General features: G+C 40.4%; 17 protein-coding genes. 11 read left to right on the plus strand and 6 right to left on the minus strand.

The window, feature by feature from the left end:
* The first annotated feature begins 171 nt into the window (after positions 1–171).
* Positions 172–729, plus strand: a complete 558-nt coding sequence (gene ruvA, locus MN086_RS03115; protein WP_248576601.1) for a Holliday junction branch migration protein RuvA — start codon at positions 172–174, stop codon at positions 727–729.
* Between the two features lie 105 nt (positions 730–834).
* On the opposite strand, the gene MN086_RS03120 is transcribed toward ruvA, so the two are convergent.
* Complete coding sequence (locus MN086_RS03120; protein ID WP_248576602.1) at positions 835–1,005, minus strand: hypothetical protein; 171 nt, start codon at positions 1,003–1,005, stop codon at positions 835–837.
* Positions 1,006–1,270: 265 nt separating this feature from the next.
* Positions 1,271–1,624: a hypothetical protein gene (locus MN086_RS03125; protein ID WP_248576603.1), complete on the minus strand. Its 354-nt coding sequence runs from the start codon at positions 1,622–1,624 to the stop codon at positions 1,271–1,273.
* A gap of 93 nt (positions 1,625–1,717) precedes the next feature.
* On the opposite strand from MN086_RS03125, the gene MN086_RS03130 reads away from it, so the two are divergent.
* From MN086_RS03130 to MN086_RS03160, 7 genes are all read left to right on the plus strand, one after another.
* On the plus strand, positions 1,718–2,863 hold the full coding sequence (locus MN086_RS03130) for an aminoacetone oxidase family FAD-binding enzyme (RefSeq protein WP_248576604.1): 1,146 nt from the start codon (positions 1,718–1,720) through the stop codon (positions 2,861–2,863).
* A 120-nt stretch (positions 2,864–2,983) separates the two neighbouring features.
* Positions 2,984–4,243 carry a L,D-transpeptidase family protein gene (locus MN086_RS03135; protein WP_248576605.1) on the plus strand — a complete coding sequence of 420 codons (1,260 nt, stop codon included), beginning with the start codon at positions 2,984–2,986 and terminating at the stop codon, positions 4,241–4,243.
* Positions 4,244–4,535: 292 nt separating this feature from the next.
* Complete coding sequence (locus MN086_RS03140) at positions 4,536–4,985, plus strand: hypothetical protein (RefSeq protein ID WP_248576606.1); 450 nt, start codon at positions 4,536–4,538, stop codon at positions 4,983–4,985.
* Positions 4,986–5,252: 267 nt separating this feature from the next.
* The gene (locus MN086_RS03145; RefSeq protein ID WP_248576607.1) at positions 5,253–5,642 is read left to right on the plus strand and encodes a PA2779 family protein; all 390 of its coding nucleotides are present in this window, start codon (positions 5,253–5,255) and stop codon (positions 5,640–5,642) included.
* Between the two features lies 1 nt (position 5,643).
* Entirely contained in the window at positions 5,644–6,606 is a 963-nt protein-coding gene (locus tag MN086_RS03150) for a PA2778 family cysteine peptidase (RefSeq protein ID WP_248576608.1), read from the plus strand.
* A gap of 80 nt (positions 6,607–6,686) precedes the next feature.
* The gene (locus tag MN086_RS03155) at positions 6,687–7,418 is read left to right on the plus strand and encodes an alpha/beta fold hydrolase (RefSeq protein WP_248576609.1); all 732 of its coding nucleotides are present in this window, start codon (positions 6,687–6,689) and stop codon (positions 7,416–7,418) included.
* Entirely contained in the window at positions 7,415–8,869 is a 1,455-nt protein-coding gene (locus tag MN086_RS03160; RefSeq protein ID WP_248576610.1) for a UDP-N-acetylmuramoyl-tripeptide--D-alanyl-D-alanine ligase, read from the plus strand. The genes MN086_RS03155 and MN086_RS03160 overlap by 4 nt, the downstream gene beginning before the upstream one ends.
* A gap of 4 nt (positions 8,870–8,873) precedes the next feature.
* Here MN086_RS03160 and MN086_RS03165 read toward each other — a convergent pair whose 3' ends face one another.
* Positions 8,874–9,305, minus strand: coding sequence for an META domain-containing protein (locus MN086_RS03165; protein ID WP_248576611.1), 432 nt, complete (start codon positions 9,303–9,305; stop codon positions 8,874–8,876).
* Between the two features lie 63 nt (positions 9,306–9,368).
* Here MN086_RS03165 and MN086_RS03170 point away from each other — a divergent pair, with 63 nt between their 5' ends.
* The gene (locus tag MN086_RS03170; protein ID WP_248576612.1) at positions 9,369–10,175 is read left to right on the plus strand and encodes a hypothetical protein; all 807 of its coding nucleotides are present in this window, start codon (positions 9,369–9,371) and stop codon (positions 10,173–10,175) included.
* Position 10,176: 1 nt separating this feature from the next.
* Here the strand turns inward: MN086_RS03170 and MN086_RS03175 are convergent, their stop codons facing one another.
* Both MN086_RS03175 and MN086_RS03180 read right to left on the minus strand, forming a co-directional pair.
* Positions 10,177–11,121: a CHAD domain-containing protein gene (locus MN086_RS03175; RefSeq protein WP_248576613.1), complete on the minus strand. Its 945-nt coding sequence runs from the start codon at positions 11,119–11,121 to the stop codon at positions 10,177–10,179.
* A gap of 28 nt (positions 11,122–11,149) precedes the next feature.
* Complete coding sequence (locus MN086_RS03180) at positions 11,150–11,413, minus strand: hypothetical protein (protein WP_248576614.1); 264 nt, start codon at positions 11,411–11,413, stop codon at positions 11,150–11,152.
* 149 nt (positions 11,414–11,562) lie between these two features.
* On the opposite strand from MN086_RS03180, the gene MN086_RS03190 reads away from it, so the two are divergent.
* The gene (locus tag MN086_RS03190) at positions 11,563–13,455 is read left to right on the plus strand and encodes a TRAP transporter large permease subunit (protein ID WP_371875212.1); all 1,893 of its coding nucleotides are present in this window, start codon (positions 11,563–11,565) and stop codon (positions 13,453–13,455) included.
* Between the two features lie 36 nt (positions 13,456–13,491).
* A complete protein-coding gene (locus MN086_RS03195) occupies positions 13,492–14,460 on the plus strand; it encodes a MoxR family ATPase (RefSeq protein ID WP_248576615.1) in 969 nt (322 codons plus the stop codon).
* Between the two features lie 45 nt (positions 14,461–14,505).
* On the opposite strand, the gene MN086_RS03200 is transcribed toward MN086_RS03195, so the two are convergent.
* On the minus strand, positions 14,506–14,895 hold the full coding sequence (locus MN086_RS03200) for a cytidine deaminase (protein ID WP_248576616.1): 390 nt from the start codon (positions 14,893–14,895) through the stop codon (positions 14,506–14,508).
* Positions 14,896–14,962: the final 67 nt, after the last annotated feature.

A 14,962-nucleotide genomic window follows, 5' to 3' on the forward strand; every position in this document is an offset into this window, starting at 1 on the left:
TTGCAGCTATTTTAGCGTAATGTTGATATGAATTAAAAATATGTCAATTGTAGAGGTATGGATTTTTATCATATCGATATATTCTATAAATTATATGACAAAATGACATCTTTTTTACAGTTGCAATAAAATTCTTGATATACTTTGATAACTAAATCAACAAGGGTAAACATGATAGTAGGCATAGAAGGTACAGTTGAAAGAAAAGAACCCACTTTTGTTCATTTGAATGTGAATGGACTAATCTATGAAGTGATGGTATCGCTTCATACATCAAATGCTATAACAGAGACAAGAGTCAAACTTTTTGTGACACAGGTCATACGCGAAGATGCGAATCTTCTTTTCGGGTTTATGGAAAGGAATGAACAAAAGATGTTTGATACGGTTTTGAAGATAAACGGCGTAGGACCAAAAGTGGGCTTGGCTATCTGTTCTACCTTCACACCCACTACTTTTGCAAAAGTGGTTGCATCTAAAGATGTCAGTATGCTCAAACGTGTACCAGGCATAGGACCTAAGGCAGCAGGGCGTATCTTGGTTGATCTGGCTGACTTTATTGTAGACGGTCATGAGGAGAGTGAGAACAGTGGTGCTTTCAATGAAGCAACAATGGCCCTTGAAAGTTTAGGATTTAAAAAAGATGCCATTCAAAAGGCACTGCACGGATGTAGCGGAGATACAAGTACCCTTGTAAAAGAGGGGTTGAAAAAGTTACAGAGATTGTAACAATATCTTTACACTCTTTTAGATATTAATTTTTTGATGTTTTGTACTATCTCTTCTGCAACGACAGAGCGTTTTAGGACAAAAAGGAAATAGATGGGACATGATCTAGTTAGAAAGAATGTAAATGAATACAAGGTAACTTATAAATCCACCTAACATCCAAGCAACTATATGTATGATTCTAACTTTACATTTTTCTTCATCTTCTTCAGCTAATTCATTTATTTTTTTATTAGCAGCTTCCAACTCTTTTTCTAGTTCTTCAATTGTCTTCATATTTAGCCTTTGTTATGCAATTAATTATAGAGTATCGAGCTTTAAATATTTTGTTTATCACTCATATACTTGGCTGATATTGATAAAGTAAAACAGCAGTAGTAAGACGTTTTTCTAAACACTATATTTAAATTTTATACTCATTGATTTCATAACAGTCTGAGTGTATGATATAGGATTTTTTATTAAATGTGAAAAGCTGTTTATAGATGATTTCATCCATATTTTTTTCTAAAATAGTATAAAAAATATGAATGAAGGGTTTTTAATGCACTGTTCCACAGAAGTTTGCATCACAGCCATTGACGGCACCGGAAAATTTGGAGTTGTCAATAAAGAATTTCAAAAGACGTTTTTTACGCTTCTGGAAAAGTGAATTTTTTAGATTGGCAAGTGCCTCTGGTTTATTTTTATGTATTTTTTCAAGTTTACCGGGAGTCTCAAAATAGAAATCCCAGTCATCCTCATCTATCTGTTTAGCCATATAAAAGGGTGTACCATGACAGGAGGTACAGAGTTTTTGTACAGTCCGGAATGCCTTTGTATCATACTTTTCTGCTGAGAAACCAAAAGATGTTAGAGAAGTAATGAGGAGTGGTAGAACAACGATTTTTTTCATAAAAAGACCTTTTTTATGCGTATTGTAATATCTCTATGTGTAGTGTCTGTGTAGTTGTGAGTATATATTGTACGAATAGGATATAATACGCACATGGATCATCATATCATCATTATAGGGGGAGGGGCAAGTGCACTGATGCTTGCATCTTTGCTCCCTAAAAATACGGCTACCATCATAGAGTCCAACCCCAAGCCGGGAGCGAAGATACTTGTCTCTGGCGGAGGTAAATGCAACATTACTAATAGCCGTATGGGAACAGAGTATTTCCTAGGTGATACTCACTTTGTACAGGAACCCTTAAAAAAATTCAATGAAAAAGCACTTTTAAGATGGCTGGAGAGACAAAATCTTCATCCTGTACTGAGGAAAGAGACACAGTATTTTTGTAAAGACTCAGCAAAAGAGTTATTGGATATTTTTTTAAAAGAGTGCAAGAAACAGACATTCTACACGTCCGAGAGAGTTCTGGAAGTCACAAAGCGAGATGATATCTTCTATGTCAAGACGAACAAAAAAACACATACCGCTAAAGCAGTGGTAGTCGCTTCGGGTGGATTGAGTTTTCCTAGGATCGGTGCAAGCAGTATAGGGTACGAGATAGCAGAATCATTTGGACACAGCATCGTGAGGACGGCACCTGCCCTGGTAGGATTTACTGTGCAAAAAGAGCAATTTTTTTTTAAAGAACTTTCCGGGGTTTCGACCGATGTGAAAATACATGTAGGAGATCATGTGTGTGAAGGCAGTATGCTTTTTGCTCACAAGGGATTGAGCGGCCCTGCGGTACTGGATGCTTCACTTTACTGGGAGAAGGGAAAGATCGAGATTGATTTTTTACCGTATTTTTCTTGGAAGAGCATACAGGGAAGCAAAAAACAGATCTCTTCACTTTTGCCTATGCCAAAGCGTGTTACCAAAGCATTTTTGCTACAATTCCGGGTAGAAGATAAACCTTTCCATCAACTTACAAAACAAGAACTGGAAATACTTCAAACGTTAAGTCATTACAGTTTTGCTCCTGCAGGAACCTTTGGTTATGCCAAGGCGGAGGTAACCAAGGGCGGTGTGGAGACATCTGAAGTGGACAGCAGTACCATGATGAGTAAGAAAGAGGAGGGGCTTTACTTCATAGGTGAAGTCTTGGATGTAACAGGGAGACTTGGAGGTTACAATTTTCAGTGGGCATTTTCAAGTGCTTATAGTTGTGCCAAACATTTATCAAGAACATTATCGTAAACGATAATGTTGTGAAGCAATGAATCCATAAGAGGCGTTGTACAATGATAATAGGATTAACACAAATTTAACACGATTATTGCATATTATTTTTTGAATTTAAATGTTAGGGGATTTAAAATGAAAAAAATTATGATGTTGATATTTTCGGGAGTATCAGCGATTGTATTGAGTGGATGTGGTGTGGAGACACCGGATGCAGAGGGTTGGAGACCAGCTCAAAAAGAGGAGTTCTTAGAGATACTGGAAACAGACAAATATGCTTCCATCTGTAATCAGCAGGCACTTTATGAAAAGGTCAAAGAGAGTGAAAACTCCAAACTGATGTCCAAGTTACTTGTGTCGTATGCCAAGAACCTTGCCAATGGGTGTATAGATCTGGAAAGTTTCAATGCATCTCAAGAGAAAAGAGTAGAGCAGAAGGTCGCGACCTACTATGAAACCTATTTGCAAGAAGTGAAAGCATCGGACATCATGAGGCAACTCAAAGCAGGACAGAGTATAGAAGCCATATTAAAACCTTATGTACCTGAGTATGCGCAATTTTTTGATCTTCAAAAAAGATATAGACTTTTAGGAGGTGACAAAAACACTTCCAAAAAGACACTGCGTAAAATTCGACTTAACCTAGAAAGATTGAAACTGATGAAGCCGGGTCTCGGAGACAATTATGCTCTCGTCAATATACCTGAGTATACGGTTCGTGTGATCGATGCTAACGGTACAGCAATGGCAATGGCGGTTGTAGTGGGTCAGAGAAAAATGCAAACACCTGTCTTTTCTGCAGATCTCTCTTATGTAACACTGAATCCTCAATGGGGTGTCCCTGACAGTATCGCTAGAAACGAAGTGATTCCCAAACTCTTAGAAGATCCAAACTATTTGGTAAGCCACAATATGGTTATACGTAAATCCTATGATTTGAATACGCCGGAAGTAAGTCAGGATTCTGTAGATTGGGAAGCCTATCTGTTAGAGGAAAAGGACAAAGAAGAGATGACCTATAAGTTTATAGAAGTACCTTCAAAGAAGAACGGTTTGGGTCGTGTCAAGTTCATCTTCCCGAACAAACACTCTGTTTATATGCATGATACACAGTCAAAACATCTCTTTAAGCGTAAAGTACGTACCTACAGTCATGGATGTGTAAGACTCGAGAAACCGATGGCAATGTTAGAACATATTTCAAAGAACTATACTGAGAAAACTTCGGAGGAGGTCAAAGAGTGGTATGACTCTTTGGAAACGCACCATATGGGTCTGGTCAAGAAGTTGCCTGTACATACGGCATACTTGACAACGTATGTGGATGAGTGCGGGAAGCTGTTGGTATTTAACGATATTTATGGCTTTGACAAGTCACAAAAACTTAACTTCTAAAAATGCAGGGTATGGCTGAATTTAGCCGATATCCTCTTTCAAAACAACCTACCATGTAAAAATAAATTAAAATTCCATACAGCATAGATAGACTGAATGAGATTTTAATTTATAAATATTTATCATACTCTATTTGTATTTTTTATTTTAATAATTTAAGTTTTTGTGATACAATTTAGAAATGGGCTAGAGGTGTGAATGAGATTCGACTCTAGATTCGTATCTCATTCATAGTAAAACTTGATGCTGATCACTAACAATGATAAGCGAGATAATTCTAGGAGAAATAATCATGGAAAAAGTATATCAAGAGAAACTGGAAGAAATTGTATTACTTCTGAATGATCCAGATGAAACTGTACTGATAAAAGAAGTGAAAGAGAAACTAGAAAACCTTCTAGCACTTGTAAAGAATCCAGAAAAAATTGAAAAAGAAAAAATAGAAAATAACAAAAAACTGGAAAAAGTGGTAGAATGTGTGCATAATGCAATGGCCAACCCGGACATTGAGCTTGAATATTGTATACCTGAAGAAACAACCACAACAGACCCTTATGGTGTCGCTAACGATCCTTATATACACGTGAAGTATGCGTCTGGCGGGACACATATCATGAACCAAAATGTACGTATTGGACCTATGTATCTATCAAAGACACCGGAAGATATAGCAAACCTTGTTACCTTCCATATCAAACAGTTCATTGAAGAGATCGATGCTACTGAGTATGGTGTACAATAAGCCTTTATCATAGAGTGCAGACTATAGATATCTATAGTCTATCTCTTTAATACATACAGTCTCAATGATAAGACTCCTCAAGATAAAAGTATGCAATTAAACACTTCGCTAAAACACCATTAAAATTTGTAACATAACATCTAAAGAGATTTGTTACAAACAACCTATTCTCATCAGTTCTCCTCAGCATAAACGATATTAAGGTGCATTTAACATGAATATAATTAGAATCCATAAAAGATTAAAATTCATAGAAAGAGGATTATTATGCGTATTTCAAAACTTTTTTTATCTGTCATATTAAGTATCTTATTGCTGACGCAGACTTCATGGGCACAGATGGCTTCTACTGAAGCACTTTTTGAACATCCGGTAACACTGTCTTCAAAAGAGAAGGTCATACAATTTACTGAACGTGAAGATGTAGCCAAAATATTGAAACAGATGGATGTTGATTCGCAAATGATCGAAGCTAGAGTTGCATCGATGACGGATGAGGAAGCATCACAGATCGTTCATAAGATCGACACAATGCCAGCTGGAAGCAGTGCAGTGGGTTCATTGATCGGTGCAGTGGTTTTTGTTTTTGTGCTTCTTGTAATCACTGATATTCTAGGGTTTACAAAAGTGTTTGACTTTACTCGTTCTGTCCGTTAATGTGAGATCAAAAAAAACTCTCTTTTTACTTTTTGTATGTACCGCTTGGATACTACTGAGCGGTTGTACACCCAAAGAGCCTTCTCCTCTGGATACTTATACTTACTATCCATCTTCAACTATAAAAGTCCCTTTTGTACCTCCGCGTTCTGATCTTTGCGGTTCAACATCGATTGAAATGGTCTCCTCATATTGGCAGACAAGAACATCTTTTGTCCCCCGTTTATCACGAAAAGAACTGGATCAGCGGACATTCATCCCTGCAAAAGGTGGTACGCTTCAGATAGAGCTTATCTCTACTGCACGGGCTAATGGTCTGCTCGTCTACCCTTTGGAACCGACCTTTGATGCACTTCTTACAGAATTGGAGGCACAACATCCTGTGATCGTACTGGTGAACCGCGGTTACTCATGGTATCCGCTCTGGCATTATGCCCCTGTGACAGGGTATGATAAAGAGAATCGAACTGTTTTGATGCATTTTTCAGATCGGCCAAATGAAGCAATGTCCATTACTACCTTTATGGCACTCTGGAAACGGAGCGGTAACTGGGGAGTGGTTCTTCTTCCGCCTGCTAAATTGCCGGCATCCGCTTCACCGAAAGCGTTTTTACGTGCTGCCTATGATCTTGAAAAAACAGGCATGAGGGAAGATGCCATTATCGCTTACAGATCCGCGCTGCTGCGTTGGCCGAAAGATACCGATACCTATTTTGCATTAGCCAATGCCTATTATCATGCGAATCAGTTCACTAAAGCGGAACAAAGCTATCATAAGCTTTTGTCTCTGGAACCGACACATACCATGGCGTTGAACAATTTGGCTGATCTTTTATGTCGGATGGGCAGACCCAAAGAGGCTTTCAGAGTGATCCGAAAGGCTGCGACAGATGATACCCGGATGCAAGCCATTCTAAACTCTACACAACAAGAGATCACTGAGGGGTGTCTTCCGAAAAATTAAAAGTGATACTATCATCTATCTGAAGCCAATGAATAGTAGCTTTATGTTAGAATAAATCAATTTTTTAAGAACGGTGAAACATGGCATCTAAAGAGATACGCTACAAGGAACAGACTTTTAAACTCGCTTATGAATTAGTGAACCCTGCACAAGATAAGGTACTGCTTGTACTTCACGGATGGGGAAGCAATAAAGAGATCATGAGACAGGCCTTTGCTACTACGTTACCCGACTACAAACATATCTATCTGGATATGCCGGGCTTTGGGAAAAGTACCAATGAAATGATATTGACTACTGCTGACTATGCAAAGATCGTAAAACTTTTTTTAGATGTATTAGGTGTCAGGGCAACCATAGCCATGGGACACTCTTTTGGTGGAAAAGTTGCTACACTCTTGAATACGCCCTGTTTGGTCCTTCTCTCTTCAGCAGGTATTGTGACAGTGAAGCCTTGGTCTGTCAAAGTGAAGATCGCTACCTTTAAGCTTCTCAAGCCTTTGGGTATGAAGAAGATACGTGAACTTTTTGTCTCCCCTGATGCACAGGGTATGAGCCATGAGATGTATGAAACATTTAAAAATGTCGTGGATGAGGATTTTGAAGAAGAGTTTGCAAAAAGTCAAAGCAAAGCGCTCTGTTTTTGGGGGAAAGAAGATACGGCAACACCGCTCTATACAGGAGAGAAGATAGCAGGACTCATAGAGAACAGTGTGTTTTATCCGCTGGATGGAGACCATTATTTTTTCTTGACACACAAAGATTTTATTGCTAAATCAATCACAGAACACTGTAAGGAGAGCACAAAATGACACTACTGAACTCTATTTTCTACGCATTTTTCATTGTAGCGATAGGCTATTATTTTATTACCAACCTGCAGTGGTACAGCTATAAGCTCAACCGTGTGCTGTTCCATCATACGAAAACATGGTGGCACTTTGTCTATTTTCTGGTACCGTTCGCACTGTATGCTTTTGTGGATGGTATGGGTGAGTACGGTTTTGTTGTGGTCATTACGTATCTGGCACTCCTCTTCCAGTGGTATAGAGGACTTGATAAACCTTTGGTATTCACAGGTAGAGTGAAACGTTTCTATACGGCACTTGTGCTCTTTGCACTTTTCATTGCTGTAGTATTTAAGCACTTTGCTGTAGTCTTACCGCTCTTTTTAGCCTATTTTGTTTCCATGTTCATCGAAAAGATGCTTTTCAACGGCTTTAAAGTGAAAGCACAAAAGAAGATAGAAGCGATGGAAGATCTTATCGTAGTGGGTATCACAGCGAGTTACGGAAAGACGAGTATTAAAAACTATATAGAGCATTTACTCAAAGCCAAATATAAAACCTACGCTACGCCGCGTTCTGTCAACACACTTGGTGGAGTGATGAAAGATGTCAATGATGATCTGCCTGCTGATACTGAAGTTTATGTAGTTGAGATGGGTGCAAGGGGTGAGGGTGACATCGGTGAGATCAGTACCTTTGTAAACCCTCATTATGTGGTAGTGGGTAAGATAGGACCTGCGCATATAGAGTACTTTAAAACGATGGAGAACATCCGTAACACAAAGATGGAAATACTCAAAACAGAAAGGCTCAAAGAGGCGTGGGTACACGAAAGTGCCAGAGTCAAACCAGAGTCGAACGTACATACTTTCGGTACGAAAGAGAATTTGGACATACGTACCATCGAAGCTGCACCTGAGTATGTCATAGAAAATATCCAGGCAACACTGGAGAGTACAAGCTTTACACTCGATGGGGTAAAGTACTCGGCAAGTATCCTGGGGGCATTTAACGCGATGAATTTAGCAGCGGCAGTCCTAGTGGCCAAAGAACTGGGCCTCAGTGATGATCAGATACAAGAAGGCCTTTCTACACTCAAAGCAGTGGATCATAGACTACAGCGTATCGATTCCGGCGGAAAAGTGATCCTTGATGACAGTTTCAACGGGAATATCGATGGTATGATGGCCTCTTTTGATTTGGCCACTACCTACGAAGGACGTAAAGTGGTGATCACTCCAGGCCTTGTTGAAGTAGATGATGATCTGAACGTGCAAGTGGCACAAAGAGCCAATGAAGTGTTTGATGTCGTTGTGGTGACAGGAGATTTGAACTATGCGATATTTAAAGAGTATGTAGACCCTGACAAGTTAGTGAAACTCGCCAGCAAAAGCGAGATGGAAGCGATGCTTGTAGAACAAACACGCCCGGGAGACTTGATACTCTTTGCAAATGATGCTCCGAGTTTCGTCTAAGCGCTTAGGAGCTCATCCATTTTAAAAAGAGCTCATGGCTTGCACTCTTTATAAGGATGCCTTCGACACCGTTTTGCTTTGCTTTGGTGACAGTAAAACCTTCTTTTACGGTTTTATGTAATCGTTTGCGTACATAGCGGTGTATGGATTGTCTGCATTCACTGGGTGTTGTAGAAAGTTTTGAAAAGATACGTGTATCGGCGCTTTTTTTCAGCTCACCTGAGATAGGATTACATCCATCAAAACCGCTTAATTTCATATGCTTTGCATCAAAATCTAAAATGGCTCTTGCTTTACGTACCTCTTTCCCATCCATGGTACGTAGGTGCCAGTTCCCGTTAAGGTCATCGAGATCAAGCGTCTTTGTTTGGGCTGTGAGATAACTGGTACATAATGATACCCATAGTGTAGTAATAAGTGTTTTTCTATAAAGCATGTATAACTCCCCATATTATATAGTATAATGAGATTTTACATTGAAATGATTAACGGAGTATGTATGAGAACGATTTTATATTTTATTTCACTACTATTGCTGTTGCAGTCGGGACTTTTTGCTACAGATATCAAGCTCACAGAGAAACAGGCCAATTACATCGCCCAGAAAGTATGGCAGAATGAAGGTGCAGGGCTTGACAAGTATCTAGTGCATTGGAATGATGGTGAAGATTTTGCCTCTGTAGGTATAGGACACTTTATCTGGTTCTCTAAGGGGCATACAGAACGTTTCAGAGAGGTTTTCCCGATGGTACTGGCCTTTATGGAAGAGAAGGGTGTCGTGATGCCCGATTGGCTTGATTCCAAGACAGCTCTGCCGTGGGATACCAAAGAGGCATTTTACGAGGCTAAGAGATCACAGAGCAAAACGTATGTAGAGTTGTTCACATTCCTTAAAAATACCATGCCAGAACAGGCAGCTTTTATGGCGCATCGTTTAAGTGAGGCATTGCCTGAAATGCTCGCGACCATCGAAAGTCCTGAAAAGCAGGAGCGTATCAAAACACGTTTTAGTGAAGTGATGCATCATCAGGATGGCTCGGTCAACGAAAGAGGACTTTATGTTCTCTTGGACTATACCAACTTCAAAGGTGAAGGAACACTCAAGAGTGAACGCTACAAAGGTCAGGGATGGGGACTCTTGCAGGTGCTTGAACATATGGATCCGGATGAACCGAACAGACTCAAAGCGTTTGCCGAGTCTGCCAAGGCGATGTTAAGCAGACGTATCAAGAACTCTCCTCCTGCACGCGGTGAAGAGCGTTGGAGAAAAGGGTGGAATGTCCGGCTGGATACCTATTGGAAATGACTTAGAGTTCGATGGTATACTTTTTAAATTTGTGCAGTTTTTTCTGGGCTTTGTGCAGTAACTTTTTTTGCTTCTTGGATGTTTTAACCAGGAGTCTCTTCTCAAGTTTCTCACAGTGGGCTATACTTTTCTTCTTTGATTTAAAATAGTCGTGTAGGAGTTCGTTCTGATTTACCATATCATTGAAATCCCCAAGTATGGTTTGCAGTTTTTTACCCTTTTCGATCATCTTTTCGATCTTTTTTTCACCAAAGATATGTTGGAACTCTTCAAGGAGATAACGAAATTTTTTCAGTGCTATCCTGATCTTATGGAGTTTTTTATCACTAAAGTGCTTTTCCAAAGCATCGATCCTCTGTATGATCTTCAGGTGTAGATCTTTGATCACCTTTTTGGCGGTTTCTTTGATGGTACCGATCACATTATCCGGAGTGCGGAGGGTATCATTTTGCAGGGAAAGTTGGTATTCATACACAAAATCTTCAAATGTTTTTCCGTTGAACATCTCTTCGATAAGGTGCTGTTCATGTGCCTGTTGGGCTTTGATATCCTCTTGAATAAGCTCATGCTCTCTATCTACCTCTTTCAAACGTTCCTTGATCACATCAAGATCACGTTTCCTGTTCGTCTGCGTCGCAAAGTCGCTGAGGTTTTGATAGAAGTATGCAAGTCGGTCTTCGGGAAAGAGAAAACTGAACTCTTTTAAAAAAGCTCTGGATTTTCTGATATTGACCCTCAGTTGGTGTAGGTCCTCTGCCTCATCATATAAGAGGATGCGTTCTTTGTAAAAGAGTATAGAGAGAAGAAATTTATACAGGATCACGCGAAGGGCATCAATGGGGGGTAGATCAGGGATAAAATAGGCATCAAGTTCATCCATACTTTTTGCCTCAAGTGCTTTAAAGACGGAGTCATTAAGCAGATACTTTTTCTTTATCTCTTTCATGTGCTTTCCTGACTAAGCGCCTGTCTATTTATTTTTTTAATTTAAAGACAGAAGGATCTTCCACCCCTATAAATATATTATAAGAAGGACCATGCTCGCCAGCAATTTCAAATTCATGTTTACAATCCAGGCCGAGGTTATTTGCATAGGATTCTATAAGTTCAACGACCTCTTTTTTTTTGGTAATGAATTCAAGTACTTTGTCACCCTCATACCCTAAGAAGCTCTTAATATAATCGATGTCAAGTTCAATCGCATACTTAATGACACTCTTCATATCTGCCTGCAACATAGAAATCCTTTTTTATCAATTGTATCATAATTTATTCGATATATATATTTTACTTTAGGGAGTAGATAAGAGGGATAGTTATGATGTCAAGCAACCCCTCATCACAAAAAAGATAAAATTTAAAAAAATATTCAAAAGAGGCACTTTATATGTACCTTCAATCTTCCTACTATCTGGATCGTATCTCTAAATATGCAGGGTCCATCGCAGCATTTCTGGTGGTTCTTCTCTCTTTTTTGGTAGCTTACGATGCAGCGATGCGTTACCTTTTTTCAGAAGGTTCGATAGCACTTCAGGAGATAGAATGGCATATGTTTGATGTGATATTTCTACTGGGGTTGACCTATGCTCTTAAACATGACAAACATGTAAGAGTAGACATTTTTTTTGAGCGTTACTCTAAAGAGAGCAGGGATATTGTACAGATACTCTCAATGCTCTGTCTGGTGGTCCCTTTTTCTTTGGTTTTTCTCTCTGATGCTATAGAGATGCTGATACAGAGTTATCTCCAACATGAGATATCCAGTGATCCTGGCGGGTTGACACATCGTTACCTTATCAAGGGGGTGTTGGTGCTCTCTTTCATACTGCTTATACTACAGGCACTTAGTGAAGTGCTGAAAGCCTTTGGCAGATTGGAGAGTAAAAAAACATTGCTGGGTGTTTTGGGAATGGTGATGGTACTCGGCGGACTTATCTATACAGCGGATCATTATGATATGGCCTATTGGTTTGATCCTATAGTGTTAATGTTCGCTTTAACACTGTTCCTGCTGATGGCCGGTTTTCAAGTCGCTTTTGTATTTGCCGGCGTGGCACTGCTTTTTGCTACGATCTCCAATGAAGTGGGGTTGAGGGTACTTGAAATGCTCCCTTACAGAACCTACGGTATCATGGGCAATGCTACACTGATGGCTGTCCCTCTTTTCATCTTTATGGGCTTGATACTTGAAAAGTCCAAGATGGCAGAAGGTTTGTTGCTCTCTATGGGTAAACTTTTTGGTTCGATCAGAGGGGGATTGGCGATCTCTGTAGTCCTGGTAGGGGCGATACTCGCTGCAAGTACAGGTATCGTTGGTGCATCGGTGGTAATGATGAGTCTCATCGCGCTTCCCTTGATGCTTAAACATCACTACTCTCCGGCATTGGCTTCGGGGTCTATCGCTGCGAGCGGTACACTTGGGCAGCTTATCCCTCCCTCTATCATTCTCATTATTCTAGGGGATCAGATGCATCTCTCTGTAGGTGACCTTTTTCGTGCAGCAGTAGTGCCGGGGCTTTTGCTTATTGGTCTCTATATCATCTATATTCTTTTCATCTCATATCTGAACAAAGAGAGCGCACCTGCGATTGTCTCAGAAGAAGCATATGGTAAAGTGTTGAAAGAGGCATGTAAAGAGATCATTCCTCCTCTGTTGCTCATAGGTGTAGTACTGGGTTCCATCTTCGCCGGTATCGCTTCTCCTTCAGAATCGGCTGCCATAGGCGTTTTGGGTGCGATGCTACTGGCATGGGGTAAAAAGAATTTTTCGTATGAAACACTGCGCTATGCAGCGATAGAGACAGTCAAACTCACCGCGATGATCTTTATGATACTCATAGGGGCCACAGCTTTTTCACTGGTCTTCAACGAGCTTGGGGGCGGAGATATGGCGATGGCATTCTTTTCATCTGACGGGGGATTTGGAGAGATGGACGACAAGTGGATGTTCATCCTTATTGCCATGCTGGTTATTTTCTTGTTGGGTTTCTTTATCGATTTTATTGAGATCGCTTTTGTGGTTGTACCTATTTTAGTGCCTATCGTGGCATCTTTGGCTATAGACCCTGTGTGGTTTGCCATACTTATAGCGATGAACCTGCAGGCATCATTCTTGACACCTCCATTCGGTTTCGCACTTTTTTACCTTAAGGGTGCTGCAGGGAACAAAGTAACTACCGGATCCATATACAAGGGTGTCATACCTTTTATAGGATTACAGCTCTTGGCACTGATGATCATCCTCTTTTATCCGGATCTGATCTATCTGTTCGGGAAGTAGTATCATAGATGGTAAAGCATAAGGGAGAAGGATAATATGACGGCAAGAGAAGCGATTAAAATATTGGAAGATAGAATGAATGCAGCTGTGCTAGGGCAGGAGCATATCATTTCGAGATTGATCATGGCACTGCTTGCTGACGGTAATATACTTGTAGAAGGGTTGCCGGGACTGGCGAAGACCAGGGCTGTACGTGCGATGGCAGATGCAATAGAAGGGAAGTTTTCACGTATACAGTTCACGCCTGACCTACTTCCTTCAGATGTGATAGGATCTCAATTATTACAAAATGAGGAGGGGAAACAAACTTTCCATTTTCACCCGGGTCCGATCTTCGGAAATATCATTCTGGCAGATGAGATCAACCGTGCCCCTGCCAAAATACAATCAGCCATGCTTGAAGCGATGGAAGAACGGCAGGTGACCGTGGCTGGAAAAACCTATAAACTTCCTGAACTCTTTATCGTGATGGCCACACAGAATCCTTTGGAACAGGAAGGAACTTTCCCCTTGTCAGAGGCACAGAAAGACCGGTTTTTTATGCATGTGAAGATCGACTATGCGAAAATGGATGCAGAATTTCAAATGATCAAAATGATACAAGACGAGAGGTTCAGTGACCCTGCCCCTCAAACAAAGATCTCCCAGGAGAGGATCTTTGCGGCACGCCGTGAGGTTGCGCAAGTCAAATTCAGTGATGCACTTGGTCATTACATGGTAGAGTTGGTCTTTGCAACACGTTATCCGCTCAGGTACAGTAAACAGCTTGATGTAATGATCGATGTGGGGGTAAGCCCGCGTGCAACCCTAGCATTGACACAGTGTGCACAAGCCAATGCATGGATGCATGGCAGAGATGAAATGAGAGTAGAAGATATAAAAGCTGTCATCCATGATGTGTTCCATCATCGTCTGGTCATCAGTGAACATGCCCTTCAGAATAAAAGAACACCAGAAGGGATCATAGATATTATCCTGGAGCAGGTACCATTCCCAAAGCATTAGGTAAAGAGTCGACTGAAGAGTGATCCCTGTTTAAAGAGAAATAGTTTATCCTAATCTTGGTTCCCAACGGTTAGGTAAGAGTTCATTTAGAGTCATATATGTTTCTTCAGAGAGATATACTTTGGTATGGATATTCTTCTTATCGATTTGAAACATCAATTCTCTGCATCGTCCACATGGCGGCCTGATGGAGTCTGAACTTACAGCCACGATCATTTCGATCTGTGTCTCTCTGTACTTTAGCATTTGGGCAATCGCCGAATGTTCTGCACAAAACCCGATACCACAGGCTATATCAATGTTAATACCTGTGTAAAGATTTCCCTGACTTGTCAAAAGTGCAGCAGCAACGGATCCTGCAGAATAGTTATCGCTACTTAGCGTATATTCTCCGAGTATCTTGTGTGCCTCTTCAATCAATTTTTTTGCGTTCACACTACCCCTTTGTATGTGTAGTTCTTCTCTTGGCAGTATATCAAAATATTCGTACTATTTAAAAAAG

Origin of the sequence: Sulfurovum sp. XGS-02 (assembly GCF_023213175.1) — a bacterium.
Classification (GTDB): Bacteria; Campylobacterota; Campylobacteria; order Campylobacterales; family Sulfurovaceae; genus Sulfurovum.